Source organism: Cytobacillus firmus, assembly GCF_023715565.1.
Taxonomy (GTDB): Bacteria; Bacillota; Bacilli; order Bacillales; family Cytobacillaceae; genus Cytobacillus; species Cytobacillus firmus_C.
On the sequence record NZ_JAMBOJ010000193.1, the window covers coordinates 1 to 255 of the forward strand.

The 255-nt window shown below is 52.9% G+C and carries 1 rRNA gene; it reads right to left on the reverse strand.

Going from position 1 to position 255, the window contains the following annotated elements:
• Positions 1-255 (reverse strand): 23S ribosomal RNA (locus M3205_RS25460); the annotation flags it as partial.

Sequence of the window (255 nt, forward strand, 5' to 3'; positions counted from 1 at the left end):
TTCCGACGGGATTTCTCGTGTCCCGCCGTACTCAGGATCCACTCTGGAGGGAACGAAGTTTCAACTACAGGGCTTTTACCTTCTTTGGCCGGCCTTTCCAGACCTGTTCATTTACCTCGTTCCTTTGCAACTCCGTATAGAGTGTCCTACAACCCCAGGAGGCAGCCTCCTGGTTTGGGCTAATCCCGTTTCGCTCGCCGCTACTCAGGGAATCGCGTTTGCTTTCTCTTCCTCCGGGTACTTAGATGTTTCAGT